Annotated in this window: 21 protein-coding genes and 1 tRNA gene; 5 read left to right on the forward strand and 17 right to left on the reverse strand. The window is 45.1% G+C overall.

Annotation, left to right across the window (positions count from 1 at the left end; translation table 11 throughout):
• Positions 1–138 precede the first annotated feature (138 nt).
• The 11 genes from H7T92_RS07350 to H7T92_RS07400 form a co-directional block, all read right to left on the reverse strand.
• Positions 139–825 carry a YoaK family protein gene (locus tag H7T92_RS07350; protein WP_201037422.1) on the reverse strand — a complete coding sequence of 229 codons (687 nt, stop codon included), beginning with the start codon at positions 823–825 and terminating at the stop codon, positions 139–141.
• Positions 826–954: 129 nt separating this feature from the next.
• Positions 955–1,731 (reverse strand): NUDIX domain-containing protein, encoded by a 777-nt coding sequence (locus H7T92_RS07355; RefSeq protein WP_201037423.1) that lies wholly within the window; start codon positions 1,729–1,731, stop codon positions 955–957.
• Positions 1,732–2,514: a nicotinamide riboside transporter PnuC gene (pnuC, locus tag H7T92_RS07360; RefSeq protein WP_045759990.1), complete on the reverse strand. Its 783-nt coding sequence runs from the start codon at positions 2,512–2,514 to the stop codon at positions 1,732–1,734.
• Between the two features lie 10 nt (positions 2,515–2,524).
• Positions 2,525–3,586: an AAA family ATPase gene (locus H7T92_RS07365; protein ID WP_155199109.1), complete on the reverse strand. Its 1,062-nt coding sequence runs from the start codon at positions 3,584–3,586 to the stop codon at positions 2,525–2,527.
• 164 nt (positions 3,587–3,750) lie between these two features.
• Complete coding sequence (locus tag H7T92_RS07370; protein WP_023919822.1) at positions 3,751–4,476, reverse strand: hypothetical protein; 726 nt, start codon at positions 4,474–4,476, stop codon at positions 3,751–3,753.
• A 319-nt stretch (positions 4,477–4,795) separates the two neighbouring features.
• Positions 4,796–5,203, reverse strand: a complete 408-nt coding sequence (locus H7T92_RS07375) for a DUF4430 domain-containing protein (RefSeq protein ID WP_023919823.1) — start codon at positions 5,201–5,203, stop codon at positions 4,796–4,798.
• Positions 5,181–5,669 carry a hypothetical protein gene (locus H7T92_RS07380; protein ID WP_003002175.1) on the reverse strand — a complete coding sequence of 163 codons (489 nt, stop codon included), beginning with the start codon at positions 5,667–5,669 and terminating at the stop codon, positions 5,181–5,183. Before H7T92_RS07380 ends, H7T92_RS07375 begins: the two co-directional genes overlap by 23 nt.
• A 9-nt stretch (positions 5,670–5,678) precedes the next feature.
• The gene (locus tag H7T92_RS07385) at positions 5,679–8,108 is read right to left on the reverse strand and encodes an ATP-dependent Clp protease ATP-binding subunit (RefSeq protein WP_023919826.1); all 2,430 of its coding nucleotides are present in this window, start codon (positions 8,106–8,108) and stop codon (positions 5,679–5,681) included.
• A complete protein-coding gene (locus tag H7T92_RS07390; protein WP_021154058.1) occupies positions 8,109–8,573 on the reverse strand; it encodes a CtsR family transcriptional regulator in 465 nt (154 codons plus the stop codon).
• Positions 8,574–9,108: 535 nt separating this feature from the next.
• Complete coding sequence (locus tag H7T92_RS07395) at positions 9,109–11,514, reverse strand: alpha-L-fucosidase (RefSeq protein WP_463260737.1); 2,406 nt, start codon at positions 11,512–11,514, stop codon at positions 9,109–9,111.
• A 103-nt stretch (positions 11,515–11,617) separates the two neighbouring features.
• A complete protein-coding gene (locus H7T92_RS07400) occupies positions 11,618–18,466 on the reverse strand; it encodes an Ig-like domain-containing protein (RefSeq protein ID WP_201037424.1) in 6,849 nt (2,282 codons plus the stop codon).
• A 240-nt stretch (positions 18,467–18,706) separates the two neighbouring features.
• On the opposite strand from H7T92_RS07400, the gene H7T92_RS07405 reads away from it, so the two are divergent.
• Positions 18,707–19,324 (forward strand): hypothetical protein, encoded by a 618-nt coding sequence (locus H7T92_RS07405; RefSeq protein ID WP_049474192.1) that lies wholly within the window; start codon positions 18,707–18,709, stop codon positions 19,322–19,324.
• Positions 19,325–19,402: 78 nt separating this feature from the next.
• Here H7T92_RS07405 and H7T92_RS07410 read toward each other — a convergent pair whose 3' ends face one another.
• Positions 19,403–19,924, reverse strand: coding sequence for a Dps family protein (locus tag H7T92_RS07410; protein ID WP_003001978.1), 522 nt, complete (start codon positions 19,922–19,924; stop codon positions 19,403–19,405).
• 169 nt (positions 19,925–20,093) lie between these two features.
• On the opposite strand from H7T92_RS07410, the gene H7T92_RS07415 reads away from it, so the two are divergent.
• Entirely contained in the window at positions 20,094–20,564 is a 471-nt protein-coding gene (locus H7T92_RS07415; RefSeq protein ID WP_003002130.1) for a COG2426 family protein, read from the forward strand.
• Between the two features lie 344 nt (positions 20,565–20,908).
• On the opposite strand, the gene tsf is transcribed toward H7T92_RS07415, so the two are convergent.
• Positions 20,909–21,949 (reverse strand): translation elongation factor Ts, encoded by a 1,041-nt coding sequence (tsf, locus tag H7T92_RS07420; RefSeq protein WP_003001949.1) that lies wholly within the window; start codon positions 21,947–21,949, stop codon positions 20,909–20,911.
• A gap of 82 nt (positions 21,950–22,031) precedes the next feature.
• Complete coding sequence (rpsB, locus tag H7T92_RS07425; protein WP_003002189.1) at positions 22,032–22,814, reverse strand: 30S ribosomal protein S2; 783 nt, start codon at positions 22,812–22,814, stop codon at positions 22,032–22,034.
• Positions 22,815–23,078: 264 nt separating this feature from the next.
• Between rpsB and H7T92_RS07430 the strand changes: the two genes are divergently transcribed.
• Together H7T92_RS07430 and H7T92_RS07435 are read left to right on the forward strand one after the other, a co-directional pair.
• Positions 23,079–23,149 (forward strand) — tRNA-Cys (locus H7T92_RS07430).
• A gap of 144 nt (positions 23,150–23,293) precedes the next feature.
• Positions 23,294–24,052: a hypothetical protein gene (locus tag H7T92_RS07435; protein ID WP_201037425.1), complete on the forward strand. Its 759-nt coding sequence runs from the start codon at positions 23,294–23,296 to the stop codon at positions 24,050–24,052.
• A gap of 50 nt (positions 24,053–24,102) precedes the next feature.
• Here the strand turns inward: H7T92_RS07435 and nusG are convergent, their stop codons facing one another.
• The 3 genes from nusG to rpmG form a co-directional block, all read right to left on the reverse strand.
• Positions 24,103–24,639 carry a transcription termination/antitermination protein NusG gene (nusG, locus tag H7T92_RS07440; RefSeq protein ID WP_003002077.1) on the reverse strand — a complete coding sequence of 179 codons (537 nt, stop codon included), beginning with the start codon at positions 24,637–24,639 and terminating at the stop codon, positions 24,103–24,105.
• A 338-nt stretch (positions 24,640–24,977) separates the two neighbouring features.
• Entirely contained in the window at positions 24,978–25,154 is a 177-nt protein-coding gene (secE, locus tag H7T92_RS07445; RefSeq protein ID WP_003002261.1) for a preprotein translocase subunit SecE, read from the reverse strand.
• 9 nt (positions 25,155–25,163) lie between these two features.
• Complete coding sequence (rpmG, locus tag H7T92_RS07450) at positions 25,164–25,316, reverse strand: 50S ribosomal protein L33 (RefSeq protein ID WP_003009043.1); 153 nt, start codon at positions 25,314–25,316, stop codon at positions 25,164–25,166.
• A gap of 144 nt (positions 25,317–25,460) precedes the next feature.
• On the opposite strand from rpmG, the gene ypfJ reads away from it, so the two are divergent.
• Entirely contained in the window at positions 25,461–26,375 is a 915-nt protein-coding gene (gene ypfJ / locus H7T92_RS07455; protein ID WP_049472712.1) for a KPN_02809 family neutral zinc metallopeptidase, read from the forward strand.
• Positions 26,376–26,481 lie beyond the last annotated feature (106 nt).

The following is a 26,481-nucleotide window of genomic DNA, read 5'->3' on the forward strand; positions in this document are numbered from 1 at the left end:
GGGAGTTTTGAGACCTTAGGCTCAAAACTAAGTCATGGAACTTCTTCGAAGTTCGCTGACGTCCGTACTCACCTAAGGAAAGTTTCTAAGATGGCTTTGTCATTAATCTAAAACAGGACCTCACACGGGGTCCTGTTTCTATAGATTGTCTGTTTGCAGGCCGAGTTGTTTGACTCTGGCGGTGTAGTAGGTCATGATCAAAAAGAGGTTCACTGTGATCAGCCAGATGGCCCATTGGTGAATGAAATGCATGAGGATGGCTACGCTAATAGCTCCTGCAACAAAGCTACCAACAACAATCCCGTAATTCATGGCCTGACGCCGATACTCGTCCAAATCTCCCTTTCCTCGAGTGATTCGGTACAAGGCCGTCAGCATCTTGCGGTAATTTCCAGAAGTCATAAAGATCACATAAGGGTGATTTTCGATGAGGCTCCCTGTAAAGGTCAACATCATCATCCCTGTCCCAAAAGCAATAAAGGGAACTTCTACAGGTGGTATGACAGACACCAAGGGAATCAGGAGTGTCACCATAAACAAAGGAATTAACATCTTGGTCCGCCAAAAGGCTGTCTTGCGATACTCTTTGATATGGAGGGCAACCACAAAGCCGATCGAGAAAAATAAAATAGATGAAAAACGCATGATGGTATTTTCTACACGGGGATCGTGCCAATCAGCGATGAGAAGCAGGAGGTTCCCCGTTTGGGTCGCGACCAAACTCCGGTAGTGCATGTGGCAAAAAACATCAAGGCCCCCTCCGATAAAACCAAGCAGAGCCCCCATCAGTCGTGTATTTTGTGGTAAAATTATTTTTTCTTCCATAGTCTTGTCTCTTTTGATCTCAATTATGTTTATTATACCACTTTGCACACAAGTGGAGCAGGAAAAATCAGAAAAAGCCCTTCCGTTACTATAAGTAAGGGAGGGCTGGTAGAATAAACCCCGCTCGATCTACTGTTTCAGGCGATAGGTCTTGCGTGGTTTTTTCTTAGGTACCCGCTTGACACCCACTTCTTCCACGAATTCTCCGAATTTTACGAGGAAGTTATTGCTAACGATGGGACGTCCAGGATTGATCAGATTGACCAATTCGGTTGCTTCATAAACGGTGAAAGGCTCCTCTAACAGATAGAGGAAGGTTGGATTCCAATCCAGACGCCCCTGAATCCGCTTGATCGATTCTTGAATAATCTGGTAGTGGTCAAAGGCAAAATCAGAAGCAGCTAAGGGTTCTCCATCAAGCAAACACTGGGATTTTTTGAAATCGACATCGAGAAAAACGACTTCCTTGGCATCGTCACCTGCATGGGCTAAGTCTACTGCTTCTGCTGGCAGATAGACCAGATGAGCGATGGTAATGACCCAGCCTCTGGGGTCCCGCCCAGGGGTGGAAACTGTCATGAGCTGTTCCACCTTATTCACTGGCAGATCGAGCCCGACTTCTTCTTTGACTTCTCGGATACAGGCATGAGCCGCATCTTCATCCTTGTTCACAAAGCCCCCCACCAAGGCGAGGCGGTGTTGATAAGGATGGGCCTTGCGGCGAATGGCCAAGAGCTTGAGCTGACCTTCAACAAAACAGTAAGCTACCATGTCCGCTGTGACACTTGGAGTTTCATAAGTTGGCAGGTCTTGCTCCTTGTACCACTTGAGAAAGTCTGCTTCACTAGCGACCGTCTCAAAATACTCTTTCTCCGTCATTCCTGCTGGAATTGAGAGACTTGCCATCTAAGCCACCTCCTTCTTGAGGGCTTTGGTCCATTGGTACCAGCCCACTAAACTATTGAGGGTGTAAACCCAGTACATCCCTTGAATGTGAAGGCTCTGATCCCACCAGAGATAGATACTAAAGACATTGGTCGCAATCCAGAAGATCCATTGTTCCCGGTAAAGGCGGGTCATTAGGAGCTGGCCGACCCCGTTGGTCGCATCGGTGATACTATCACGGAAAGGGCGAGCGCTATGGATGCTCTGATACGCGAAGCCCATACCGATCCAAATCACAGCACACAAGGCCAAGTAGCGCATCCACTCAATCAAGTTCAATTTCTTGGCTTCAAAGTGAGATTCTTCGACCTTACCTTGATCATTGATCCGATTAGAGAGCCAAACATAAAGACCGATCGGTTGCATGATGAAGAAATAAAGAGTTGTCAGAACTTCCCCGTAGAAGTTTTTATTGAGGGCTAAAACGAGGTAGATAGCGGAATTCACTGCTCCAAAGAGGTAGTTACTAGCACGTCCTTCTGCAACCAGAATAACGCAGACAATGCCTGTCCAAGAAGCAAACAATCCTAGCCAATCATGCTGTCCTGTCCGATTGGTCCATTCTAAGAAGAAGGGAACGCTGGAAAGAAGCAGGAGATAGATCCATTGAAAGGCTGTGCGTCCCACAAAAAGGTCCTTCCACAGTAGTTTCATAATATTGACAAAGCCTTGCTTTTTCGCTTCTTGGTGAACATTTCTAAAGTCTTGGCTAAAAGTTGCGAATTTTTGAGATAGGTTTTTCATAAGCTGCTCCTTAGTCGGCTTGGTAGATGGCATCGATCACCTTCTTGGCTTCTTCGTAGTTGCCGAGGTAGTCTGATGCGAGGAAAGTGGTCGGAATGTTTCCTAGGTATTGCTGGCGCAATTGGTCCAGGTAATTTGAAAAGCTGGTGCGGATTTCTTCGTCCGCCATGGTCATATCTCGGAAACCATCATTGACATAAGAACCGATCGGCTGGACAAAGAGGATCAAATCCCATTTTTCTTTGGAGAGAATACTGACAAAGAGGTTGTCAAAGGTATCGGTCATGCTGGTATCCTGGCCTTCGACTTCCATATAGTAGTCGTAGTAACCCTTGGTCACCAGGGAATTGGTATCGGCGATGACCAGACCTCGATTGGCACTACTATCGATGAGCTTAGAGGTTTGATCATACTGTCCTAAGAGTAGGTAATAGTAATCTTTTGGCGTGAGCTCATCATCTCGAACATTGTTCTTGATCTGGTATTCACGGGCATACTCCAGACTAACAGGTGCATCGTAAAAGCGGGCTAAGTCCTTTGCAAGGGTCGTTTTCCCGTTGCTGGCGCTCCCCATGATCAAGACTTTTTTCGTGAACTGGCGACGGAAGGGCTGGGCGATGTATTTCCAGTATTTGCTTGGATTTTCCCGGATCATGGTAGCAGAGATCCCGAAGCGACGCTCTTCTAAGTGAACTTCAAACCCTCTAGCTTCCAACTCTTCCTTGTAAGCTTTCTCCCCTACATAAAAGATCAACTCTTCTATCTCTGTTTGATACTGGATGGTGTCAAGGGCTGTCTGTAACCAAGGCTCCCAGCCCAAGGGATAACGAGGAAGTTCTGTCTCATCTAACTTATAGACTTGGGTCAACTCATCATTAGAGAAGGCTTCGCGGATATACCGGAAGCGTTTTTGTAAGGTCAACCCCACTTCTTCGCCACGATCCCCTTCGTAACCAGAAACGATGACACGAACGCGATCACACTGACGCTTGGCCCGCTGGATCAGGTCAATATGCCCTTGATGAAGAGGCGCAAAGGTTCCAAAAACCAGGGCAATTCTTTCTTTTTTCATATAAGCTCCTTTTTATAATTTTTTATAAATAGATTTTCTTTATGTTTTTATTATAAACTATATTTTCTATCTGTCAATAGTTTTTTATAAAAAAATATATTTTTCTTCAAATCAACAAAAAAAGATCTGAAAAGAGAAGCTTATCCTTTCAGATCTTTCGAATTTTATTCACGAGTGAGGGAGTGGCTAACACCGTCTTTAAGAACCGTCACACTAGATACAGAGCCATCTTTTCCAACTACGATATCTAGAGTCGCCGCAGACCCATCGCCTGCTGAGAGATTAGCATGGTAATGACCATCATCCAAGGTATAGTTATAAGCGCTGATACCATAGGCTACGGGTTGGCCCCCAGGAAGTTGGATGGTCACTTGACCACCTTGGCCAATAGTGACTCCAGTGTCGCGTTTGTCAGACCAATTCCCAGCTGCTGCAGAGAAATCCCCTGCTGCCACAGAATAGACTCCCTTGTATTGGGCATTCTCCGTAGCAGAAGCTTGCTTCTTAGCATGGGCATGGCCGTCTTCTAGACTTGGCAATTTTGCTTTCGCTGGTGTTGCTGGAGTGGCTACTTCTTTTGTTTCTTTTGTTACGGGTGCTGCTGGTGTTGCTTCTTTAGCTGGAGCAGGTGTTTGACTAGCTGCAGCTTGGTTATTTTTGCTACCAACGGTATGACTTTCTTCTGATTTGCTATCAGAGGATGAAGAGGCAATCGGATCTTTACTAGTGATCACTTTTTTCTTAGAAGAAGAACTTGTTTGTTTAACCTGACTGGTCTTTGAACTACTTGCTTCTGAAGTTTTTTCTTCTTTATTCCCACCACAAGCTCCTAGGAAAAGACTAGCTGTAAGAGCTAGCGCTGCTAGAGAAATGATTTTTTTGTTTTTCATAACAGAACCTCTTTTTGTAACATTTGTAATATTTTGTAACATTATTGTAACACTGTTATATGAGGCTGTCAATAGTTTCTCAAATATTTTTCTAATTTGAAAGAAGTTTTAAATAAGCTCCTAAACTTTAGCAAAAAAGAGGCTGGAACAAAAGTCCTAGCCTCTCAATTATTTTTGGATTGTCGAGCAAGACGCAGTGGTTGAGTGGGCTCTACTACGCTGACTTCATCAGCTTTTACAGCCCTACTCAACTGTGCGGAGGTGGGACGACGAAATCGAATTCTAACGAATTACCGATTTCTGTCCCACTCTCTTCTCATTATTTATACACTTCTTGATAGAATTCGATCTTGTCTCCTTTTTTAACGGTGGTTTCAGCAGCACCTTTTGGAGCCATCTCTCCATTAATCTTGTACATCCAGTAAAGGCCTTTGGCTTCATCTTGGCTGTGACCGTCAATCGAGGTGATCAGGCCATTTTTTTCTTCAATCTTGTAGTTGTCTTTGAGCACTTTCATAAGGTTGCTCTCTTCTGCTACTTTCAAGGTTTTTGATTGCGCTTTTTGACCTTCTGGCGTCACGCTAATCGTAATCAAAATTTCGTTTTTCTTGGCAACTTCTGTGCTAGAAGCTGTTGTTTGATGGTTTGTGCTATGAGACGAAGCGCAACTCGCTAAAAGAAGAGCTGCAAGTAAGGTCATCAAGCTAGAAATGGTTTTTTTCAACATAAAATCTCCTAAAGATTTGATAGATAATGGGATAGAAAATGATCGTCGACAGAGCATGGGCAAGGTTAAAACTAAAACCATTGACCAAAGCATAGGTCCACCAAGGAATATGGTATATCAAGGCATAAACACTATCGATCAAGACCCCATAAGCAAAGGACAGTAGGCCCACAAAAAGGATCTGAAGGACAAAGGGCAACCACTTGTAACTGATGCGCCAAATGAGCATCAAACAGCCAAAGGCGACAATCTGAAAGAACACAATCAGGCTCATCCCCAGGAAAAAGGCGGAGACAAACATGGTGATCATCATCACAAGAAAAGCAAAGCTATACCCTTCAAATATCACCAAGAGAAAGAAGATGGCAGAAATAGGTTGGACATTTGGAAAAGGGGCAAAAGCCTGACGTAGAGCGACACAAAGGGCCGCCAAAAGCGAAATACGGGTTAATCGCTGAAGCGTCATGACGTCCTCCTAGACAATCTCGAACTTGATCGTTCCGGCTGTTGTTCCAACCTTGATGGTTTGCCCTTCTTGGACTTGGCCTTTTAGCAATAGCTCTGCTAGTTGATCTTCCACTTCGGTCTGCAAAACGCGACGGAGTGGGCGAGCTCCCATTTCTGGATCGTAGCCTTTGGTTGCTAGCAACTTGAGCGCTGAAGGCTGGAATTTGAGGGTCATGCCTTGTTCTGCCAAGGTCGCAATGAGCGGTTTGACCATGACTTTCACCACCTGCTGCATGTCCTCGCTTGAGAGACTATGGAAGACTACCTTTTCATCAATCCGGTTGATAAACTCTGGACGATAGGTCTTCTTCAACTCTTCAAACATGCGTTTTTCCATATTGGCCTGGTCAAAGCGGATATCTTTGGCACCAAAACCAACTGTCTTATCATCCCGAAGAGCTGTTGCTCCCAGGTTTGAGGTCATGATGATAATGGTATTAGAGAAGTCGATCTTCCGGCCTTTGCTATCGGTTAAGACTCCGTCATCTAAGACTTGCAAAAGGACATTGAAAATGTCTGGGTGGGCTTTTTCCACCTCATCAAATAAGAGGACAGAATACGGTTTGTTGCGGACTTTCTCGGTCAACTCGCCCCCTTCTTCGTAGCCCACATAGCCTGGAGGGGCACCGTTGAGGCGGCTAGCGGCGAATTTTTCCATGTACTCACTCATATCAAAACGGATGAGGGCCGATTCATCATCAAATAAAACTTCCGCCAAGGCTTTGGCTAGCTCCGTTTTTCCGACACCGGTAGGTCCTAGGAACATGAAAGAACCGATCGGACGTTTATTGCTACGGATACCCGATTGATTGCGACGAATAGCCCGACTGATACTCGAAACGGCTTGATCTTGACCAATCACGCGCTTGTGCAATTCTGTTTCTAAGTTTAGGTACTTCTTGGCATCAGTTTGGGTCAGTTTTTGAGTTGGAATACCCGATAATTGGCTCAAGGTCACCAAGACATCTTGGTCAGTGACCTCTTTTTTGTAGACAATGGGAGCAACCTCTACTTGTAAGAGCTGGGCTGCTTTCTTCCACTTGCCATCCATCAAAGCCCGGTCCAAGGCGGTCAACTCTTCTTTTACGTGACCGTTGGAATCGCGGTTTTGTACGGTAGCTGCCGCTTCATCCAAGAGATCAATGGCTGAATCTGGTAATTGACGGCTGGTCAAATAGCGGTGGGAATATTTGACAGCTGTTTCGATCGCTTCATCGGTAATGGTCACATGATGGTGGTCCTGGTAGGTCTCTTTCAAGCCTTGGAGAATTTGGATGCTATCTGCAACACTCGGTTCTTCAATGGTGACTTTCGCAAAACGACGAGAGAGAGCCGCGTCTTTTTCGATATGCTTTTGGTACTCATCTTGAGTCGTAGCACCAACTGTGCGCAAGGTTCCTCGTGCCAGGGCTGGTTTTAGAATATTGGCTGCGTCTAAGGTCGAATCAATACCGGATCCTGAGCCCATAATGGTATGCAGTTCATCGATAAAGAGAATCACGTGACCGTCTTCTTCGATGTCCTGGATGATATTGTTCATCCGTTCTTCGAAGTCCCCACGGAAGCGCGTCCCTGCAACGACATTCATGAGATCCAATTCAAGAACACGCATTTGCGCGATTTCAGCTGGAACATTGCCACTAGCGACACGCTGAGCCAGACCTAATGCAAGAGCGGTTTTTCCGACCCCTGCTTCTCCCACCAATACAGGATTGTTCTTGGTCTTGCGGCTGAGGATTTGGATCATGCGTGAAATCTCTGCATCCCGGCCGATCACAGGCTCAAGCTGGCCTGCACGCGCCATTTCTGTCAAATCACGGGTATAATCTTCAAGACCTCCACTGGTGCTTGGGGGCATGCCCATCATATTTCCCATGGTTTGGCGGTTAGGGTTTTGGGCCCGGTAGAGGCTCCGGATGGCTTTGATATCATTCTTGTCCCAGCCTGCCTTGTCTTCTAAATTCTTGCGAAGGGAGGCAATAGGAACTCCCTTGTCTTGCTCTGTAAAGGCAAAGCCGGCAAACTCCATGACTTGGCTCGCCAAGGTCCCACGGTCTGCTAGAAGAGAGAGGAGCACATGCTCTGTTCCCAAGGTCTTGGCATGAAGGACCTGGGCAATCTCTCTTGCGTGCTTCATAATGGCTTCCATCCGATAAGAAAATGGGAAGATTTCATACCGATTGTCGCTTTGAAAAGCTTGGCCTGTAATATGCTCCGCCGCATCCTGAAACTCATCGATCTGCATAGGATAATCGTTAAGTACAGAACCTGCCACGCTATAGGGATTATTGGCCATAGCCGTCAGGAGATGCCAAGTATCTAAGGTATGTCCCTGATAGTGGCCTGCTAGTATTTGGGCCGCTTCTATACTTTCTAACAGTGCTGTTGAATAGTTCATCTAGTCGGTATTTCCTTTTCTATCTACTTGTTGAATGATTTTTTTCAGCATCGTTGCTCGTAGGATGAGAACATCTCGACCTAGGACCTCATCGGAGGTCGTCGCAAGCAAGAGCTGCGTTTCACGTCTTGTCAATAATTTTTCTTCATAGAGCATCTGGAGGATATCATTGAAGACCTGCTGGCTGATGGTTTCTCCAATATTGGCTGCCAAGTCTTGGAGCATCTGATGGTGATCTGAAAACTGGACCTTGCCAATGCGGATATAGCCACCCCCACCGCGTTTGCTCTCTACAATATAGCCTCGACTCTCGGTAAAACGGGTCTTAATGACATAGTTAATCTGACTGGGTACGACCTGAAAGACATCGGCTAACTCACTTCTTTTGAGCTCTGCCATGCCAGCTTGAGCCAGCAAGGCCTTAATATAAGCTTCGATGCTATCAGATGTGTTCTTATTTGCCATGATGCTCCTTTCTGGCTTGTTTTTTTCTAGATGGATGCTCTGCTCTTTGGCCCATAAAAAATGGCCTTGGAGTGTTCCTTCTCATCATTGACCTTATTTGACTATTATACAATTTTTACGGCTGTAAATAAAGCAAAGACTCTATGGAAATAGGAATCTCTTAAGGAAAGGAGAAAAATAAGGGAGTAGGAAAGAACTCCTGAAATTGAAAACGGTTGAAAAAGTTCCCAAAACCTTTTCAATTTTCCCACCCCACATAACTTCAACAGCCTGAGAGACTGTTGAAGGTTGAGATTGAAGAAAATATTGTTTCTGCCACCATAGGTCGTCTTTGGAACTTGAAAGGTGTACATAAACTTAGGAAACTTGCTTCGCAAGCCCTATCTGCCACCTCAAAAGCGGTGCTTTGAGCACTCAATCATTGCGTCATACAGTTATTTCTATCAAACAGTGAAGGCTGGACAGTTTTTGTCCAGCCTTCACTATCATGCATTTTCGGTTCTTGGTCATCCACTGCTTTGCGATTTTTTGGCAGCTAGTCCTCGTTCATCACTTGGACTGTCAGATCTGGAATAAAACCGACCAGGCTTCCCTGATCTGGATGCAACAATTTGACCTTAAAGTCATAGACATCGTTCGCTTTTCCAACAAAATCAAGGGTTGGGACTTGGACTGTTTTTTCCGTTTCGCCATCTGCGAACTCAAGGGTGACGTTGGTATCTTTGTAGACCTTGCCATGAACCCCTGTTCCTGGTTCTGTGATCAATTTAAGACTGGCACTTCCTTTATAGCCACCTTTTCTCTTGACGACGACTTGCGCTGGGTCGCCTTTCTTAACAGCTAGGGTTGGCTGAGCAAACTCAAAGAGACCCTTTTCTTGGTTATTGAGGGCATAAATCCCTTCCGTTGCGATCGCATCTCCCTTGCTATTGACCAAGGTCAAGGTATGGGAGCCTGCTGCCAAGTCCGGTGTTTCATAGACCTTTTGGCTACGTTTGCGGGTTGGGCTTTGGGTATTGACCGTCGCTAGCTTTTGGCCATCGACATAGATATCCATTTCCCCATGACCAGGGTCGACAGTTGCGACGACATAGGCCTTGGTGCCTTCAAACTGATAGGTCACCGAAGCTCCCTTTTCCTTGGTCCACATAGAGGTGCCTCGAACGCCTTCTCCCTCTTCATTCCATTGGCCATTGGCCCGCTCAGCTGTCCGGTCAGAATAATAAGTCAAACCAAGCGGATAGCCATCGGTTTCTTCAATGCTGGCTGGTGTCTTATAGACAGAGACTCCGTTCAAGATTGGAGTGGCTTGGGCATCGGTGATGGACACCCGGATATAGCGACTATCAACTGGTTGCCCTTTGATCAAACGGCGATACCCTACGGTTGAGCCAGCCCCATAAGGAACCCATTGCCCATTCACTGCCACATCAATGGTGAAACCAGAAATCCGTTGGCCTTTCTCGATGGTTTCTTTGAGCTCTACCACATCAAAGTGTTGCTCTTTTCCAAGATCAAGGACAAAAGAGCCGGTTTTGGCATCATCTGCAGGTGCCCAACTGGTCTTTTCATCGCCATCTGTCAAATGGCTGGCCTTGTAGAGAGGATTGCGCCGTGTCGAGTCAGCTTCTACCAAAGCTCCTGCCGCATAGTTCACACTGTAGAGTTGGTCCAAGGTCTGGCGGAATTCTTTCAAACGGGCCACATCGGCCTCCGCAAATTTTCCGTCTTGATTGGGTGGAATATTAAGCAGAAGCGGGGTGCCACGGCCGACCGATTTGAAGTAAATGTCCATCAATTCGCGCAAGGACTTAGGCTCTTGATTGTCATGGTAGAACCAGCCGGAGCGAATAGAAACATCGGCTTCTCCCACTGAGTATTGCTTCCCTTCCGGATCCCCGTGATTGAGGTAGCTGTTGGATGGATTGTTGCGGATCTTATCTGGATTGACCTTTTGCCAAACCGGATCTCCAGCAATCCCCTTTTCATTTCCAATCCAACGAACATTGGTCGGCTCAGCTGAGAAGATGGCAATATCCCCTTGGGCCTTGCGAATGGCTTCAAACCACTTGTCAAAGGTATAGGTGACTTTTTGAGCCCCATCGCCACGCGCACCATCCATCCAGACTTCTACGAACTTGCCTTTGTTTCCATATTTAGGATCTTCAAGGATTTCTTTGAGCTGGTTGAGGTAGTATTCATTGTATTGGTCCTCTGTATCCACATGGTAGAGAGGGCTGTGAGCATCCCAAGGTGAGAGATAGACCCCCATGTCCATGTCATACTTGCTGGCAGAAGCAGAAACCTCGGCTAGGACATCACCTTTTCCATCTTTCCAACCACTTTTGGCAATGGTATGGTCAGTGTATTTGGATGGGTACAAGAGGAAGCCATCGTGGTGCTTGACGACCATGATCGTCCGTTTAAAGCCAGCATCTTTCAGGGTTTTGATCCACTGATCGGTATCCAGATGCTCTGGATAGAAATAATAAGGATCTTCTTGCCCATCTCCCCACTCACGATCGTAGTAAGTATTCATCCCAAAGTGGATGAAAGCTGCTAGCTCTTCGCGGTGGTATTGCATCTGAGCCTTGCTTGGAAGTGGTCCGTAATCCGCAATCTCAGTCTCCTCGTCTAGAGAAGTGGCTGGTTGGCTTGCTTCTGTCCCTTGACTGACTGTGCGATTTTCTTTCTCACTAGTAGCTGCTGAGGACTGTTCTGATTCTTCTTGGTGCTCGTTCACAGTTTTCTCCTCCTTTCCTTGATCCCCTGCATCGCTCGTTTCAACCCGTTCTTCACGTGGTTCACTCCTCTCAGCTTGTTCCTCTGCGTAACTGGTAGTAGTTCCTAAAAAACAAGTCACTACGACTACCGAGCAGACGCCTACTGAGAGTTTACGAACGCCAAATCGATTTCTCTGATCAACTAATCTTTTTCCCATATTCTATTCCTTTATGTCATCAGGTAAAGAGGGTGGGCTTCCCCATCCTCCTTCTTTTTACCTGTGAACTTTTCACCGTTTTTAGCTAGTTTCTCTAGCTGTTTTATTTGGCCTTTTTGGCTCTTTTTTTCTGATCGTCCAGCACAGCACTGGCAAGGCCTGCCGCTAAGATTCCAGCAACGAGGCTTGCGACGCTTTCTTCCGTTCCTGTATTTGGTAATCTACCTTCGGAAACTGGAGCAGCTGAAACTGCTGGTGTTTGAGTTTCTTTCTCGACTTCCTTCACTACTGCATCTATCCCTTCCTGGCGCACCGCTTTGACCTCAAGAGATGCTTGAGGAGTTGCGATAGCTACTGGTCCTTCTGAAACATGAGGGCGCTCTGGGTTAGGAAGCGGTTGTGGTTCTGGTTCTGGTTCTGGTTGTGGTTGTGGTTGTGGCTGCGGTTGCGGCTGCGGTTGCGGCTGTGGCTCTGGTTGTGGAGTATCTGGAAGTACTTCTTTCGTGCCCACCTCTGTGATTTCTGCCACTGGATCTAGTTCTACAAAGGCATCTAGTTCCTTCCGGCTTTCCACACCATTTTCTTGAGAGACTTCCACCAAGCGCAATTTGCGACCTTTTTGACCTTCTTGAACCACACGTTTCTCACCTTTTGGAAGATCCGCATTTGGACGTTCTAAGCGTTCAAAGTCCATCTCTTCTGGCTCAATCACCAACTCTGGTTTGGTATGGACCAGATTCTTAACCCCTTCTTCAGGAATAGCTGAGCCTGTAGGTGATTTTGCAGAGAGAGAAAGTTGATATACTTTTTCGAGCTTGCCATCTTCTGAGACAACCTTGACAAGAACTGGAGCATTGACACTTTTAGCATCGATTACCGTAACGGCTGTTCCATTCTTGCCTTGTGCTGAAACGATTGGACGTTCTCCCTCATACTCTAGATGATAATCTGTCACATCTGGTTTAAAACCTTCTAGGTCTTTGCCATTCACTTGGATCGTAACGTCAGTTGTTGCCTGGGCCTCTTCTGTTGGAGCATAGGCGCTCAATTCAACGATTCCAATTCCTTTTAGATGTTCATCACGGACCATTCTTAAACGGATGGCTTTCGTTCTGGTTTCGTTGAAGCTGAGGTTAGAGATATAACCAGGTTCAAAGGCATAATCCAAGCTATACGGGATTTCTTCCCAGTTAGAGGCCTGGTTAAATGGATGATCTGGAAGATTTTTCAGATTGCCGTAATCATCTGGGACATCAAAGTCTGGACCAATGTAGCGTTCAAGAACAGTTTTCGTTGGCAGACCTGTTTCCTGATCTGCAAAGAAGTCGACCGCTACTTTATTGACCAAACGCTCTGTTACTTGACCATTTTTCTTGAAGATAAGACCAGCAAATACTTCAGTTTGATCCGGTTCTCTCTTCCAGTTGGTCCAGCGATAGTACTCGTTGTAGCCACCATCATTGATGTAATCGATATAGTCGATTTGATTTGGATCGAGATCATTGGTTTCACTAGCAAATGCCCTGGTATCTTCTGCATTGTAGTCACGGTTCACAGAGAGGTTTTCTCCTGTCTTTTCTGACACCCGGACGGTCAGCTGAGCTGTCAGATCATAGCCAATGACTTTTCCTTCCAGCGTGAAGCTACCTTCGTGAGAAAGCGCATCAGCTGGTAGAGGCTTCCAGTCCACCGTCAGTTCCTTGCGTTCATAGCCTGTATCCCCTTGGAAGTAGACACCTACGGTAGATGGTAGAACCAGATCTTGACCGACTTTCACAAAACGGCTACCTGCTTCCACTGCTACTGGAGTAGCTTGTTTCAGTTTTTCTGCATCGCTTGTGAGATGGAGACGGTATTCTTGTAAGATGGTCCCATCTTCCGCTTTATGGATGACACGGATTGGCTCCCCTTCATGGACGCTTGGCACAACCGTTGCAAGACCGTGATGGCTGGCTGTCGCTTCCACTTGTGGATAAGCCCGATCACGCGCATCGATGTAGTAATCGGTCACACTTGGGTTGACACCTGGTAATACATCGCCATTGACGCGAATGGTCAACTGGCTCTTTTCTTCTGCCGCCACCTTATTGGCAAAGATCTGAATCTCTGAAATAGAGCTTCCACGTTTGCCTTCTGGTGTCTTCATGCGGATCCGAACGGCATAGGTGTCGACTTTATCAAAACTGAAATGATTCATCTTACCAGCTGCTACCGGTTCTTCAACGGTTAGGTTGCTGACTTCTTTCCAGTTAGCTGGATTGTTAAATGGATGGTCTGTTTCGTCTTTAACACGATTTGGATTGCTTGGAACTGTTGGGATTTGTTCCCCTGTATAGTACTCAATCACATATTCACTTGGAGCCCCAACGCCGTGGTCTTCGTGGAAACCAACATGGAGGTTGTCCACTGCTCGCTTGGTCAAGATACCAGAGTCCCCAAACAAGATACCGACAGAATCTTCCGCATTGTCACGACCCCAGTTGGTCCAACGGTTAGCTGGAGCATCGGTAAAGGAGATGACCTTGTCATTGACCTTAGCAACTGGATCTGCATCGTTAGAGTCACTTGCAAAAGCGAGTGGCAAGACAGATCCTGTCCATTGCTCTGCTACATTGGCTCCCTTGACCGTGTTGCTAGAAACACGAATATGAAGACGGGTTGGAAGATCCGTTCCTTCTACACGACCAGAGAGAACAACTTCTCCTTCTTGGGCCAAGAGTTGCGGATCGACCGCATCCCAGGTCACCTTAGCTGTATAGGTCTTACCATTAGAGTGATAGGTCCGCACGCTTTCTGGAAGGGCTGGTTTTTCTCCGACTGGAGTGGTAGTGCTGACTTCTTCTACAGCGATAATGCCTTCAACCGTCACTTGAGCTTGGGCTTCTTTTTCCACACCCTCTACATGACCGGTGACTGTAAAGCTATGGTAATCCTTGACTTGATCTGCGGTTACAGCATCCCAGGTCACGCGTTTTTCTTTAGGGAATCCCTTATCATACTCGACCAAGACGGTCTCTGGAAGAGCTGGCAAAATGTTTCGATCTGTACTAATCCGTACAGGACGCACCTTGACAACCGTCTTTTCTTCAGGATTTGGTGTGATGGTAAAGCTGACTTCTCCCGTTTGTCCTTGGAAGTTGGCTTCTAAATGAACCAATCCTGCTTCTCGCAATTCCAAACCTTTATTGGTTGCGACGGCTTTTCCTTGGCTACCAGCTCTTGTCTTCACATCGATTTGATCTGCTTTGAGACTTGCCTGGCTACCATCTTGGTAATGGGCAATGACTTCAAGTGGTACCGTTTGGTCTTCCTTGAGTTCCTGTCCTTCTGGCAGACGCAATTCTAGGCGCTGGATCTGCGGACTTTCTTCTTGGAATTGAACTACATAGGTCTGTACAGCTCCCGTATCCTTAGCAGTCACAAAAATTTGAGCCTTCAAACCATTTTCACGATTAGCTTGTAGGACCGTCACTTGAGCATTTTCTGCACTTGCTGTGACTTGACCTGGCTCTTGACCATAAGCGAGGGAACGGAAAATGGTATGGTTGCCACTACCAAATTTTGGAAGAGCTACTCCATCTAGCTGAACCGTTGGTTTCTTAGCCTTGGTTACATCTCCTCCTGCAACCACTAGTGTCGCTTGGACCGTTTCCCCATTGCCTAGGAGTCCTGTCGCCTTCAAGCGTGCTCCCGGTGTAGACAATTGATCTTCTTGACCAGCTTCCAAGGTCCATTGATCGACCTCATAGTGGGCAGTGGTCCCATCAGTGAAGACTAATTGCACAGCCTTATCCACTGTTGCTAGATCTGCTCCCTGTGGGATTTGTTTGATGACTGGAAGGACTTGTTCCACGCCGATCACATCGACCAGAGCTTCGACCGTGCGTCCTTGAACATGACCTGTCACACGGACTTGGCCAGCACGGCTATAGTCTGCCGCATCCCATTCAACAGCTTCTTCTTGGGCCTTGCCATCACTATAGACCACATTGACCTTACTTGGCAAGGTTGGTTTTTCTCCTAGATAAGCACTTTGTCGAACAGGTTCCACACCTAATACAGTGCGTTCTGCTTGGTCCTTCTTACCTGTAAAGAGGCTGACCTGGTCTGATTGCAAGCGATCTGAGTCTGCATACAGAGTAAAGGCACCTGCCTGCTCAGTTGATTTGACAATCACAACCCCTTTGCCGTTGAAGGCTTTGCGTTGCCATGAGCCATCTTCCTGCGCTTTGTAGCGTTCACGGCTGGCTTGCTCCCCATTATCGACACCGACAATTTGGCCTTGTCCATGCAAATGGAAATGCACCAAATTATTGGCAGTTGGTACGACACGACCTTCTTCATCGACGATTTCATAGGTAATATAGGTCAAATCCTTACCGTCCGCTGCGATCGCGTGTTCTTCTTTCAACAAACGAACACCCGCAGCCTTGCCGGCTGTTTCGACTTGATCTTTCGCAATCACTTCTCCCGCTTCGTTGCGCGCAATAGCTTCCACCTTACCTGGTACATATGGGACCAACCACTCTAGATAAAGTTCATCCGGATTTGCCCCTTCTTGGTAGGTCCGGCCATCAGCTGTGGTCTTCTTGGTAAAGGTCTTCACTCCTTGTGATTCCCCATTGACAATCAATTCCACACTGTGGGCATTGGAGAAGGTCCGAACAGGAATCCGTCCTTCTTCATCCATGACACGATTGGCTAATTCTGGATTGTCCCAGTTCCAATGTGGCAAGAGATGGACCATTGGATGTTTCTCAGCTGACACCCATTGACTTTGGTAGAGGTAAAAATCATTCTTTGGAAGGCCGGCAGTATCGACAATACCAAAATAAGAACTTTTCACAGGTGTGTCATTTTGGTTGTGCCATGGGGTTGGCTCGCCAATATAGTCCGTACCAGTCCAGATGAATTGTCCTGCATAGCCGGCATGATCACGGTCAAAGGTCCAAGAGGCGGTTGCAGTCCGACCCCAACCAACCCGGTCATTGCCGTAGTCTGATTGTTCATAATGGCGGTCTTCTTGGTTGCTGCCGATCCATTCTCTTTCAGGGTGATAGTAAGAGCCCCGTGTCCGCGTTGCAGAAGAAGTTTCAGAACCATAAATGAGCCAGTTTGGATGTTTGGCCCGTAAGCTTTCATAGTTGGCTTCTGAATAGTTAAATCCAACCGCATCGAGCTCTGCTGCTACCTTTTCATGGCCTCCTGATCCATCGCCAAAGCGGAATTTATCAGCTCCCATGGTGACATAGCGGGTTGCATCCACGTCCTTGATGGTCTTGACCAAGCGACGAACAGTTGCGACAGATTTGTCTGAACCATCTGCTTCACCGACTTCGTTACCGATTGACCACATGACAATGGCTGGATTGTTCTTGCCCCGCTCTACCATGGTTCGTAGATCGTAATCGGACCAAGTATCCCCCTTACGAGCTTCTGGGTGAGTGGCATCCTTTTCAAAGAAACGACCGTAATCGTATTGTTTCTTACCACCATACCAGGTATCAAAAGCTTCTTCTTGAACCATCAAGCCCAACTCAGCAGCAATTTTTAAGGTTTGTTCACTGGCTGGGTTGTGGGTCGTCCGGATGGCATTGACTCCCATGTCCTTCATCTGTTTGAGACGACGGTATTCAGCCTTGTAATTTTCCTCAGCTCCAAGAGCCCCGTGGTCATGGTGAAGGGATACCCCGTGGAATTTCGTCGCCACCCCATTGAGGAAGAAGCCACCTTCTGGTGTCCAGTTGAGATAGCGATAACCAAAGCGTTCCTTTTGCACATCGACCAACTGCGAATCCCGATAAACCCGCGTATACAAGGTATAGAGAGCTGGATGATCCGTTTTCACATCCCAGAGGGTTGGTTTTTCAACATGGAGGGTTTGAGATAGGTTGATCTCTTGACCTGCTAGAACAGCTTGCGCTTCACTGCGCGTTTTTTCGCTCACCACTTGGCCATTTTGATCGACAATTTCATATTCCGCATACACACTATGGGCTTGATCATCCTGGTTGACAATGCGGCTCTTCACCACTGTATCTACTGCCCCATTTTGCTGTTTTTCTAACTGAGGGGTCGTAATCGTAGTCCCATACTGCGCTAAATGAACCTTGTCCGTTACACTCAGCTTAACATCCCGGTAAATTCCGCTACCAGAATACCAACGGCTACTTGGTTGTTGATTGACCACATGAACGGCGATGGTATTCTCGCTTCCATCCGCATTCAAATAAGGAGTAATATCATAAGAAAAGGCATTGTAGCCATTTGGATAATGACCAACGAATTGTCCGTTTACATAGACTTTGGAATCCATATAAACCCCGCCAAATTCCAAGCGGACCTTCTTATCTAGATCCTTGTCGTCCAAACGGAAGGTCTTACGATACCAAGCATCCCCTCCGTTTAATTGCCCCCCTTCATTTTGAGCAGGAGAGTTGTGATCGAAATCAAAGAAAATAGACCAGTCATGAGGAAGATCTAATTTTTTCCAATCCTTGACATCCACTTGACGCCCTTCTGCACCAGGAGCTGCATTTAATTTAAAATACCAATCTTTATTAAAATCACGTTCTCGATCTTGCACAATATCCTCCGCTACACGATTTTGATCTGGAGCAGCTGTTTCTTCCGTTCCTGTAGCACGCTCAGATGAAGCTGAAACGGGCTGGCCTTCGCCTTGAGGCGCCGGCTTTCCCTCAGCTCTGGTAGGGGTGATGACAGCTGGAGCTTCTGAAACCCTTGCACCAGCTTCAGGAACTTCCGTTTCTGAATTTTCCGTTACAACACTTGGTGTCTCCATCGAAGTCGGTTCACTTTCGAGGGCTGGCTTTTCTTCCGCATGGACCCTTGAAAGACCCAAGGCCGAAATCCCAATCACAACAGAACAAGCTCCAACTGAGAGCTTACGAATACTAAAAACAGGACGCTTTTCAAAAAAAGACTTTCCCATAAAAACCTCCTCTTAGGATTAACTATTCAATTTGTAAGCGCTTTCTTATACCTGCGAACGCTTACAGAAAATCACATATTAACTATACCAAAAAAATAGGAGCGATAGGCCTCGATTTCGCTCCAACTATAGTTAGATTAAGAATTCCTTTAATTAGTACAAACAAGCTTTATTTGTTACCTACCCGTAATAAAAATATGATAAAATGGTTCAACTAATGTAAAAAAATGAGGTTTACCTATGAGTGAAAAAATAGAATATAAAAAAGAAAAAATTTCTTATTCCTATTCTATCGTTCCTATAATCGTGATGATTTTAATTTTTCTATTTCAAGCAATCCAATCAGGTTCTCAAGTAAAATCAACTCCCCAAGGGACCTTCTCTAGTTCAAGGCAAGAACTTCACTACTCTTCAACCCAGAATCAAATCACGTCCGCAAGGAATACCGAAGCCTCTCAGCTTTCAAGTTCAAGAAATAATGATGATTTTCTTTTTCTTTTTCTTGTATTCACCGGATTTTCTATCGCTTCCTTCTTACTTATCGCCTGCTACAATGGGATGACAGCAATTGAGCCTCCCCTCCTCACTATCACTGATGATGCTATCTATACTATTGGAAATGCATATCGAAACCAGTTACAGATGAAATATAGCGACATCCATAAAATAGAATACAAAATAAAGACTAGCTCCGCTAACGATGTTACTTATACAGATCGCTTTCTTTATTTTTATGATAAGAAGGACAAACTACTCGACAAGGTGAATTTTTCAAATGCAGAAGGAGCCGATTTTAATACAATACAAAAGCAAATTAAAGAACGCGCACCTCACATCGAATGGATTTATCCTTCCTAAATAAATTTCTACTAATTTTTCCCACTAGAAAAAACACCAAAAAAATAGAAGCCAATGGCTTCTATTTTTTTTATGATCTTATAATCCTGGTTCTTGACCAAGTTCAGCTGCCACCATCCAAATGTTCTTTTCAAGTTCTGCTTTAGCCCCAACAAAGATATCGTTGGTTACATCGTCGCCTTCAGCGTCGGTAACATCCAAAGCTTTTTGGTAAAGACCGTCAAGGTAATGGAAGATTTCAAGAACACGTGTCAAGCTTTCTTCTACATTTTTCGTAAATGTTCCACGGCGTTCTTCAATATTGCTGTGTTCCAAAAATTCAGTCATGCTAGAATATGGCGCGCCACCAAGAGTGATCAAGCGTTCGCTCACTTCATCCAAGGTTGCATCCAAGCTGTCCATGTATTCGTCCATCTTTGGATGCCAAACCATAAAGCCACGTCCACGCATATACCAGTGTACTTGGTGAAGGGCAATGTGAGCGACGTAGAGATCTGCTACGACTTGGTTCAAGAGGGCTTTTGTTTCTGGAAGAGTTTCTTTATTAGAAGGTGCAAAAGTTGCTACATCAGTAGCTGCTTCATGTTTCATAGTTGTCATATCGTTTCTCCTTTTTTATAATGATTCTAATTAACTATGTCTCTATTATATGCTTCCTCCACCAGAAAGTCAAGATAAAAGATTTAAAAAGTTCATTCCAAAGCTGGAATAGTTGTCAATTGAAGGAAGATACGATAGAATGAAGAAGACTAATCGAAAGGCTTGACTAATGAAATATATCTTTACCTTCCTGATCTCCATGGTTCCCCTTGTTGAATTGCGCGGGGCCATCCCTTTTGCCATTGCAAATGGTATTCCCTTATGGACAGCGCTCCTGATCGGAGTGATCGGAAATCTTCTCCCTGTCCCTCTGATCTTCTTCTTCGCCCGCCATATCCTCACTTGGGGCGCAAAAAAACCGATCATCGGAGGCTTTTTTAGCTGGTGTCTCAATAAGGGCCATAGAGGCGGACAAAAATTAGAGAAAGCTGCAGGAGACAAAGGAATCTTCTGGGCCCTACTCCTATTCGTCGGCATTCCTTTACCAGGAACTGGTGCCTGGACCGGAGCTCTTGCAGCTTCTATCCTTGACTGGGACTTCAAACGCAGTAGCCTCGCAGTCATGCTCGGAGTGATCCTAGCCGGCCTCATCATGGGAACCCTGTCCCTGCTTCTAGGAATCGATACCTTCGCACATTAAGCAAAAGACTGAAGCAACGGCTTCAGTTTTTGCATGCAAAAAAGATGCTTCCGTTCCTCTAAGAGTATAGACAAACTATTTTTTTTAAAATCTAATAAATTCTATAAAACAAAAAAATTTATTTATTAGAATTACTCAGTCATCTACTAAAACTTTCCGCTGTGAGAAAAGTGCTAGAAACAATCATGTTTCTAGCACTCGGGAGTTTTGGAACCTTAGGTCCAAAACTAAGTCATGGAACTTCTTTGAAGTTCGCTGACGTCCGTACTCACCTAAGGAAAGTTATTTAGATGAATTTATCTTACAAAAAAGAGGTTTCCTTCGAAACCTCTTATTTTTTATTCTTAGTTGTTAAGAGCTGCTGCCATTGTAGCTGCAACTTCTGCTTCAAAGTCATTTGAAGCTTTTTCAATACCTTCACCAACTTCAAAACGAACGAATTCGATAACTGAAGCATTTACTGATTCAAGGTAAGCTTCAACTGTCTTGCTGTCATCCATGATGTAGACTTGTGCAAGAAGAGTGTAGGCTTGGTCAACTTTTGTGTTGTCCAAGAAGAAGCGATCCATTTTACCTGGGATGATTTTATCCCAGATTTTTTCTGGTTTACCTTCAGCTGCCAATTCAGCTTTGATATCTTCTTCAGCTTGAGCAACTACTTCGTCAGTCAATTGAGCTTTAGAACCAAATTTCAAGTGTGGAAGAGCTGGTTTACCAACCATTGCACGGCTTTCGTTATCTTGGTCGATGACGTGGTTCAATTGTGCCAATTCATCTTTCACGAATTGTTCATCCAATTCTTTGTATGAAAGAACAGTTGGTTTCATTGCAGCGATGTGCATTGAGATTTGTTTAGCAAGTGCTTCGTCTCCACCTTCGATTACAGAGATAACACCGATACGTCCACCATTATGTTGGTAAGCACCGAAGTGTTGTGCATCTGTTTTTTCAAGCAAGGCAAAACGACGGAATGAAATTTTTTCACCGATTGTAGCTGTTGCAGATACGTATGCAGCTTCAAGAGTTTCACCTGAAGGCATTGTCAAAGCAAGAGCTTCTTCGTTGTTAGCTGGTTTACCTTCAGCGATCACTTTCGCTGTTGCGTTTACCAATTCAACGAATTGAGCGTTTTTCGCAACGAAGTCAGTTTCAGCGTTTACTTCAACTACTGCTGCAACGTTACCATTGACATAAACACCAGTCAAACCTTCAGCGGCAACACGGTCAGCTTTCTTAGCTGCTTTAGCCATACCTTTTTCGCGAAGCAATTCGATCGCTTTTTCGATATCACCTTCAACTTCAACCAATGCCTTTTTAGCGTCCATAACACCGGCACCAGATTTTTCACGCAATTCTTTTACAAGCTTAGCTGTAATTTCTGCCATTTTTGTTCTCCTATATTTTTTAATAAAATAAGAGGGTCGGGCTGAGCCCTGCCCTCTTAGGTTCGTTACTTATTGAATGAAATTAAGCGTTGTCGCCTTCTACAACTTCAACGATTTCTTCGATTGAATCAGCTTGACCTTCAGTAGCTGCCAATTCAGCTTCTACTGTAGCAACACTGTCTTCACCTTGACGTCCTTCGATAACAGCGTCAGCCATTTTCGCAGTGATCAATTTAACAGCGCGGATAGCGTCATCGTTCGCTGGGATGATAACATCGATATCATCTGGGTCAGTGTTTGTGTCGACCATCGCTACAACTGGGATACCCAATTTCTTAGCTTCTTTAACAGCGATTTGTTCTTTATGTGGATCCACAACGTACATTACGTCTGGGATACGAGGCATGTCTTCGATACCGCCCAAGAATTTTTCAAGACGAGCGCGTTGTTTGTTCAACAATGCAACTTCTTTCTTAGGAAGAACTTCAAAAGTTCCATCTTCTTCCATGCGTTTGATTTCTTTCAAACGAGCGATACGTTTTTGGATTGTTCCCCAGTTAGTAAGAGTTCCACCCAACCAACGGTGGTTGATGAAGTATTGACCTGCACGAACAGCTTCTTCTGCAACAGCATCAGCAGCTTGTTTCTTAGTACCTACGAACAAGATAACTGCATCGTTTGCAGCTGCATCACGCATGAAGTCGTATGCTTGGTCTGCATATTTTACAGTTTGTTGCAAGTCGATCACGTGGATTCCGTTACGTTCTGTAAAGATGTACTTAGCCATCTTAGGGTTCCAGCGACGAGTTTGGTGACCGAAGTGTACACCAGCCTCAAGAAGTTGTTTCATTGAAATTACTGCCATGAGTAGTTTCTCCTTTTTTGTTTTTTTCTCCTCTCTCAGACGTCAACTTGCAGCACGACCACAAGGGCAACGGTGCCACAATGGATCCGAGATGAGTATTTGCTGTCTTAGACAACTCTATAAGTATAGCAGAAATCCCTAGAATTCGCAAGCTATTTGAGAGATTTTTTCAATCCCTACGATGAAATGGTTTTCTAAAGTTGTTTGACGTAAAAAGTTTTTCTTGACCTATCTTTATTTTTAGGTTACAATATTATATGTTATGGCGGTATAGCCAAGTGGTAAGGCACGGCTCTGCAAAAGCTTGATCGTCGGTTCAAATCCGTCTACCGCCTTGATAATAAAATTTTTTATCATCTTTTATCTTTTAAAAATTCCCCTAGCAATAGGGGGGTTTTTTGTTGCCATTTGCTCCTTTCCTTGATTATTGATATAATAAAACCTCGCCTGATTGGCGAAGCACATTAGAAAGGGTATTTATGAAAAACATTCGTTTCTTTGCGATCGGCCTTCTTTCACTAGTGACACTAGCCGCTTGCTCACCTGCCAATTCTGCGCAACCAGCAAAAACAGCTTCTAGCTCTAGAAAACCGATCAAACAATCTTCTACCAAAACATCATCTAGTAAATCGTCGAGCACTTCTTCAGACAGCAGTAGCTCAGATGATTTTTCAGGCCGCTTCAGCTTGGATCCAGATGATGGCGCATCTCTCCAATATGTGCCAGGAGCTGCATCCATTCCTGAGATCGAAAAGCTCAAGAACCTCCACCCTACCACCGGTTTTGTATTGAGAACCGAAGATGGACAAGAGGTTGGTGGGCCAAAAGAAAGAAGCAGTTACGATGACGTAGTTGCAGCCTTTGGTCAACCCGTAAGTAGTACAGACAGTGCGAATCCTGGCGATGGGGTCAATGTTTGGGCAACAGACAATGGCGATATCATGGCTTTCTTCCGCAATAATGTGTTAACAGATATCACCTTCCGACTAAGAGGGGGCGATGCCAACCACCAGTCTACTGGCAGCATTTCCAAATCCGATACACCAAAAACGGCCCTCGAACGTCTCGGAAAACCCTATGCCATTATGCGTTCAGAAAATGGGACCAGCTATGTCTATAAAGATAGCAACGGAGATGAATCTAGCTTCTCTACACAAGGCAATAAGATCTTCAATGTTACGTCTGCTGCAGAAACCAAGCAGTTAAAAAAGATCACTGGCCTGGATAAAAATCAATAACGATCCATACAAAGAACCCTCCAAGTTTTTCTTGGAGGGTTCTATTTTTCTTACAATTCAGCAATTTGGTTCAAATTCACTTCTGCAACCGTATCGTTACCGAACATAGAAATGACCATTTTCACCTTGTTGTTATCAATTTCAGTGATCTTACCAGTATAGTCTGTGAAGGCACCGTCGATGATACGAACTGTATCGCCCACCTTGACATCCAAGTCAAACTCTTGAACGGTTTGACCCATAGAGAGCAAGATGCTGCGGATTTCTTCTTCCAACAATGGAGTTGGTTTTGAACGGTTCCCGTGTGATCCGACGAAACCAGTAACGTTCGGTGTATTCCGAACGACAAACCAAGCTTCATCTGTCATGACCATTTCTACCAAGACATAACCTGGGAAGCGGTTTTCTTCGATTTCTTTTGTTTTACCGTTTTTCTCAACTTGTACGGTTTGAGTTGGAATCTCTACACGCAAGATGTTTTCTAACATATTGTAAGTTTGCGCACGTTGCAAAAGATTCTCTTTTACCTTGTTTTCATATCCTGAGTAGGTTTGTAGTACAAACCAGCCTTTATCAAAACTGTCCATTTGGGCATCCTTTCTTTCTGTTTAGCCTGCTCGAGCTTTTGTGAACATACTAAAAAAAGCCTCTTGGCTTTCCTTTTCCTAGCTTCATTATACCACATTTTGCAGGAATGCAAAGAGGTTTGCTGATTTATTTTTAAGAAAAGACTACAAAAAGTGGGAGTGGGAAAGAACTCCGGCTGGTTAAAAAGAGTTCGTTTTCCCACCCCCGCACAGTTGATTAGGCCATCTTTGAAGCTTAAAAAGCGAACAAAGATGCCAATCAACCACTGCGTCTTGCAGTTATTCCTATCAAAAATCAAAGGCTGGACAGTTGTTGCCCAGCCTCATGGCTTCTTTTCTTAAAAGAAATTGATCATGTGCAATAGGCCACGTGCAATGACTTTGTCAAACAAATAAATCAATGCAACAAAGAAAGCGGTGTACTCAATCACTGAGATAAAGTTTTTCCATCTTTCCTTGCGATTTGGCCAAGTTGTATCTTTTAGTAAGACGAAAATATCTTTAATGAATTTCACAACTCTCTCCTATCGTGTTTCTTTATGGATGGTATACTTACTGCAATGTTTGCAGAATTTATTGACTTCTAGACGTGTTGGTTTTGGCGTCCCACTCAACTTAATGGAGTAATTGCGTGACCCACAAACCGTACACGCTAGACTTGCTTTTTTTAATGCCATAACGCCTCCGTTCACCCCATTATAGCAAGTTTTCCACGTTTTGACAAGAACAGAAAATCTCCTGTCAAGAAAAAAGCAAATCTAAAGCGTTATCACTCTGGTTTTCTCCTCATTTTTGGTAAAATAAAACAAAAGGAGACGAATATGAAAAGCGATCATCTAAAAGAAAGTAGAAATATCGAAGACCGCCGAGGGCAAAGCTACTCCCAGTCTTCAGGCAACAGTAACCTTGGTGGGGGCATTTTACAAATCTTACTATCGCCGGGGAGCTTCAAAAGTAAGATCGTCCTCATCCTTCTTCTGGTTCTTCTAGGAGGTGGTGGCGCTAGCCTTGGGGGTCTCTTTGGAAATGGGACTTCTTCCCAACCTTACCAGTCCACCCAAGTCACGCGCACCAACAAGACCCATGTCGACGATGCAGATGCCGAGTTCGTCAGCAAGGTCCTTGGAACAACAGAAGATCATTGGCACAAGGTCTTTCAAGCTGAAGGACGTACTTACCATGAGCCCAAACTAGTCTTCTATACCGGACGGACACAGACAGGCTGTGGGGTTGGGCAAGCATCGGCTGGTCCCTTCTACTGTCCGACCGACAAAAAGATTTATTTGGATATGAGCTTCTACAAGGAATTAACAACCAAATACAAGGCTAGCGGGGACTTCGCCATGGCCTACGTGATTGCCCACGAAGTCGGCCACCACGTGCAAAATGAGCTGGGAATCCTTGGTAAATACCATCGGATGCAACAAGGTCTTTCTGAAAAGGAACGAAATGCCATCAGTGTCCGCATTGAGCTACAAGCTGATTATCTAGCCGGTGTCTGGGCCCGCTCCATTCAAGACCGAAACCTTCTAGATATCGGCGATATCGAAGAAGCCATGAATGCAGCCCATGCAGTCGGGGATGACACTCTCCAAGAGCAAGCCTACGGCTACTCGGTGCCAGATAGCTTTACCCACGGAACTTCAGAGCAACGCATGCGCTGGTTCAAACGAGGCTACCAGTACGGGGATCTCCAACACGGCGATACCTTTAGCTTGTCAGATAGTGAACTTTAAATGAAAAACGATTCAGAAATTCTTCTGAATGGATCTTTTTAGAATATAGACAAATTGCATTTTACATAAAACAATCTAAGTAACGTTTAAAAATTAAAATAATTAA

The organism is Streptococcus parasanguinis (assembly GCF_016648855.1).
GTDB lineage: Bacteria > Bacillota > Bacilli > Lactobacillales > Streptococcaceae > Streptococcus > Streptococcus parasanguinis_L.